Origin of the sequence: Streptomyces sp. MnatMP-M17, assembly GCF_900091995.1 — a bacterium.
In the GTDB taxonomy this organism is placed as follows: domain Bacteria; phylum Actinomycetota; class Actinomycetes; order Streptomycetales; family Streptomycetaceae; genus Streptomyces.
Map to the genome: position 1 here is coordinate 1 of NZ_FMDK01000817.1, position 4,676 is coordinate 4,676.

Here is a 4,676-nt window from a genome sequence, read left to right on the forward strand (position 1 = left end):
CGCAGGGTGGCCGCCGCCGACCCGGCGGCGATCACCGCGACGACGGCCGACGCGGTGAACTGGGCGCGCGGCGTCACGCCCCCGGCCGCGGCGAGCGTACCGACCAGCGCACCGGCCCACCCGCGCTGAAGAGGGCGTGGAAGGAGGACAGCCGGGCTCGTCCGCTGCTCCGTTCGACGTCCACCGCGTGGGCGTTCATGGCGACATCCAGCGCACCGACCGCGGTGCCGAGCACGGCCAGGCTCACCATGAGTTCGGTCAGCGAGCGGGCCAGCCCGGGCAGAGCGATGGCCGCGGCGTACAGCAGGACCGCGGTCCGTGCCACGGCCCGGCTGCCGAAGCGGTTCACCAGTGAGCCGGCCGCCGGCATGGCCGGTACGGAGCCCAGAGCCACCCCGAGCAGGGCCAGTCCGAGCTGCCCGTCGGACAACTGAAGCTGTTCCTTGACCTGCGGGATGCGGGGCGCCCAGCTCGCCAGGACGAGCCCGTTGATGAAGAAGACCACGTAGAGCGCGCTTTCCGGGTCACTGACCGACAGCTTCCTGGCCTTTATGACCAGAGAAGGCGGCCAATCCATAGTCGAGCACGCGGGGCACGCCCCGTGCGAGCGCATCACGATGTACGAGAGCTGCCGGAAGAAGATGGACGATCAGCTGACGGAACGGCACGAGTGAATCGCGTCCCTGTACGCGGAGTTGCCGCCGGCTGAGAAAAACGCTCGCTGAGAAAAACACTTGGACTGCGCGGGCGCCGCCGCGCGACACTGAGGATCCCGGCCTGGCCTCCCCGTACTCGCACCTGTGCGTCGCCGCGAGCTGCGCGGGTGGCCCTGCCGTCGTGCTTTGCCTGTTCCAGGACAACCCGAGTGAGGGCACTCACTCGAACCGAAGCTCCGCGCGGCCGGTGAGACCAACGGCTTCTCCCCGTAGAAGCATTCGGCGGCTGCCGCACGACCACACAGGGATGGTATGGGATCGCCTGAATCGCACGAGGCGCCGGGCAAAGGCGCAGTGCTCCTCGCACTTCGTTACTACGGACGGGAGCTGGCCCGGCTCCGATGGGTGACGGTGCCCGCGATGCTGCTGCCGGCGCTGGGCAACATCGGTATCAACTACGTCGCGCCGTTGGTGGTCGCGAAGCTGGTCGGCCGCATTGCCGACGACGACGCCGGCACCACCGTCGGCTCGACCCTGCCCTATGTCCTTGCCTTCGCCGGCGCGCTGCTCCTCGCGGAGACGCTGTGGCGTATCGGTCTGCACTTCCTGAACCGCCTCGACGCCCTCGGCATCGAGCATCTGTATGTGATCGGAATGGACGAGCTGTTCGCCAAGGACGCCGCGTTCTTCCACGACAACTTCGCAGGGTCGCTGACCAAGCGGGTCCTGAGCTTCGCCTCCCGCTTCGAGGAGTTCGTCGACACCCTGACGTTCTCGGTCGTGGGCAGTTTCGTGCCGCTGGTGTTCGGGTCGGTGGTGCTGTGGCGCTACGAACCGCTGCTCGTTGTCGGGCTCTTGGCGATGATCGCGCTGACGGGGCTGTGTGTGGCGCCGCTCATCCGGCGTCGTCAGGCGCTCGTCGACCAGCGTGAGGAGGCGATCGCCCGGGTGTCGGGGCACGTCGCCGACAGTCTGATGAACATGGACACGGTCCGGGCGTTCGCCGCCGAGAAACGCGAGGCGGCCGAGCACCAGTCCCGCGTCGCGGAGTCGCGGCGGCTCACCTTGCGCTCATGGGACTACGGCAATCTGCGCATCGACACGCTGGTCGCGCCGATGTCCGTGCTGACCAACGCGATGGGCCTGCTGCTCGCGGTCGCCCTCGGCGCAGGGGGCCACGACGTGGAGGCGGTCGTTCTCGCCTTCACGTACTACAGCAACGCGACGCGGATCATGTTCGAGTTCAACCAGATCTACCGCCGTCTGGAGAGCTCGATGACGGAGGCCGCGCAGTTCACCGAACTGCTGCTGACGCCGGCGACCGTGCTCGACCCGGAGTCGCCGGAGCAGCTGCTGTCCCGGGGCGCCGATGTCCGCTTCGAGCGGGTGACCTTCGCCCACGCGGGTGCGGAGCCTCTCTTCGAGGGTCTCGATCTGACCGTGCACAGCGGGGCGAAGATCGGCCTCGTCGGCCGGTCCGGTGGCGGCAAGACCACGCTCAGCCGGCTGCTGCTGCGGATGACGGACATCGACGGCGGCCGGATTCTGATCGGTGGGCAGGACATCAGCAGGCTGCGCCAGGCCGATGTGCGCAGCCTGATCGCCTACGTACCCCAGGACCCGGCGATGTTCCACCGCACGCTGCGGGACAACATCGCGTTCGCCCGGCCGGACGCCACGGACGCCGAGATCCGCCGCGCGGCCGAGGCGGCGCATGTCACGGAGTTCGCCGACGCGCTGCCGGACGGCTTCGACACCATGGTGGGCGAGCGAGGTGTCAAGCTGTCCGGCGGACAGCGCCAGCGGGTCGCTCTCGCCAGGGCGATCCTGCGCGACGCGCCGATCCTGCTACTCGACGAGGCGACCAGCGCCCTGGATTCCGAGAGCGAGACCCTCGTCCAGGAGGCGCTGTGGCGGCTCATGGACGGGCGGACGGCGCTCGTGGTGGCGCACAGGCTGAGCACGGTCGCCACCATGGACCGGCTCGTGGTCCTGGACCGCGGCCGGATCATCGAGCAGGGCACGCACCACGAGTTGCTCGCGTCGGACGGCGCCTACGCGAAGCTGTGGCAGCGCCAGTCGGGCGGCTTCCTCGACGACACCCCCGCGCCGCAGCCCGATCTGCGCTGAACCGGTCCGGCGGGTGTGGCCCTGTGCCTCGCGAGGCGGCATTGCTGGGGATTGCGGGGAATGCGGGGAACGCGGGGAAGGTGAGGAGGACGAGGAGCATGGCGCCCGCCCGTCGCCATGTGTCTCGTCCTCACGCCCCGGAGGCGGGTGGTCGGCGGAGCTGCCTCCGTCGTGGCAGGCGGCCCACTACGGTGAGTCCTATCATCCGTGGTCGGGAGGCGACGTGATCAGGTTCTGGACCATCCTCGCCGTACTCTTCGCCGCTCTCACCGTCGGCGCCCTCGCAACGGCGAACCGGCGCGGTGGCATCGACGACCTCGCGATCGCCGCGATCCTCGCCTGCCTGGCCTGGGGAAGCTGGAAAGCCCGGCGAAGGTGACGGCCCATCGGCCGACCGGCGCGGACCGAGGGCGTCCTTGCCCGCGTACCGGGCTTGGTGCCCAGTTGTGCGGAGGCGGGGAGTCTGCCGTTGACGGGTCGTGGGCACCGCTATGTCGTTTCTCCGGCGTCGGCGACCATACGGACGAGGGTGTCGATGAGCTCTTCGGCGGTGGTGCGCATCTTGCCCGTGTCCAAGTGGCCGCTGAGCTCCATGTCCGCGATGCCGTGGGCGCCGGTGAGCAGCAGCGCGCCGTAGTGCCGTGCGTTCCGCTCCCCGACGAGGTCGGCGACGACGGCCAGGAACTCGTCCTGGAAGCGTCCGGCCGCGCGGAGGCGGTCTGCGGCCGGGTCGCCCGCCGGTCCGCACAGCTGACGCCGGACGCGATCGACGCGGCATCGGAACGACCGGACCTCACCGGACAGCCTCTGCCAGGACCGTTCCCGGCTACCGGTATCCGGACCGTGACGATCCGCCGCAGGTCGTCGTTGATGCGCTGATCGCTGCCCACGATCGGGGCGCGCGGCTCGCCGCGATCTCGACGGGTGCGTTCGCGCTGGCTGCCACGGGCCTGCTTGACGGCAAGCGTGCGACGACACACTGGCATTACACACGCGCGCTCGCGGCGAAGCGTCCGCTCGTTCAGGTCGACGCGAATGTTCTGTTCGTCGACGAGGGCAGCGTGCTGACGTCGGCCGGTGCCGCCTCGGGTATCGACCTGTGCCTGCATATTCTGCGCGGCGATCTGGGGGTGTCCGCGTCGAACCACGCGGCGCGGCGTCTGGTGGCGGCGCCTTACCGCAGTGGCGGTCAGGCGCAGTATGTGCCGCGCAGTGTGCCCGAGTCGCTGGGTGAGCGGTTCGCCGCCACCCGGGAGTGGGCGCTGCACCGGCTCGGCGAGCCCCTCACTCTTGAAGTGCTCGCCCGGCATGCGGCGGTGTCGCCGCGCACGTTCTCGCGGCGCTTTGTCGAGGACACGGGGTACACGCCGATGCAGTGGGTCATGCGAGCCCGTATCGACGTGGCCCGTGAGCTGCTTGAGCGTTCGCAGCGGAGTATCGAGCAGATCGCCGCCGACGTCGGTCTCGGCACCGGTGCGAATCTGCGGCTGCACTTCCAGCGCATCCTCGACACCACGCCGAGCGAGTACCGGCGCACCTTCACCCGGGGGCAGTAGCCCGTCCCCACCATGTGGCGTGATCCCGTCACCACCTCGTGGCGTAATCCCCGTCACTACCTTGTGGCGTGATCCTTTTGGACCGTGGCGATCACGCCGCTGTCACCGGCGGACACTGCGCGAGAACCTGATGGCGACCCCGAAGGGAGACCGCTCATGACTCGCATCGCCATCAACGGATTCGGCCGTATCGGACGCAATGTGCTGCGCGCGCTGCTCGAACGCGACAGCGACCTGGAGGTCGTCGCCGTCAACGACCTCACGGAGCCCACCACCCTCGCGCGGCTGCTCGCCTATGACACGACGGCGGGCCGGCTCGGCCGCCCGGTGACTG

At 69.5% G+C, this 4,676-nt stretch carries 5 protein-coding genes and 1 pseudogene; 5 read left to right on the plus strand and 1 reads right to left on the minus strand.

All coding sequences use genetic code 11. From position 1 onward, the window contains the following. Positions 1-73: 73 nt before the first annotated feature. The gene (locus tag GA0115259_RS31240) at positions 74-577 is read right to left on the minus strand and encodes an MFS transporter (protein ID WP_161230511.1); all 504 of its coding nucleotides are present in this window, start codon (positions 575-577) and stop codon (positions 74-76) included. A 391-nt stretch (positions 578-968) separates the two neighbouring features. On the opposite strand from GA0115259_RS31240, the gene GA0115259_RS31245 reads away from it, so the two are divergent. The 5 genes and pseudogenes from GA0115259_RS31245 to GA0115259_RS31260 form a co-directional block, all read left to right on the plus strand. Next, positions 969-2,786, plus strand: a complete 1,818-nt coding sequence (locus GA0115259_RS31245; protein ID WP_093603227.1) for an ABC transporter ATP-binding protein — start codon at positions 969-971, stop codon at positions 2,784-2,786. Positions 2,787-3,009: 223 nt separating this feature from the next. Next, positions 3,010-3,165: a hypothetical protein gene (locus tag GA0115259_RS40730; protein ID WP_161230512.1), complete on the plus strand. Its 156-nt coding sequence runs from the start codon at positions 3,010-3,012 to the stop codon at positions 3,163-3,165. A gap of 197 nt (positions 3,166-3,362) precedes the next feature. Beyond that, positions 3,363-3,665 carry a hypothetical protein gene (locus GA0115259_RS42330; protein WP_237540627.1) on the plus strand — a complete coding sequence of 101 codons (303 nt, stop codon included), beginning with the start codon at positions 3,363-3,365 and terminating at the stop codon, positions 3,663-3,665. Next, positions 3,605-4,342 (plus strand): annotated as a pseudogene (locus GA0115259_RS31255) (helix-turn-helix domain-containing protein); the annotation flags it as partial. The gene GA0115259_RS42330 and the pseudogene GA0115259_RS31255, both read left to right, overlap by 61 nt. A 156-nt stretch (positions 4,343-4,498) precedes the next feature. Continuing rightward, positions 4,499-4,676: glyceraldehyde 3-phosphate dehydrogenase NAD-binding domain-containing protein (locus GA0115259_RS31260; protein ID WP_237540626.1), on the plus strand; the 178-nt coding region annotated here is incomplete at its 3' end.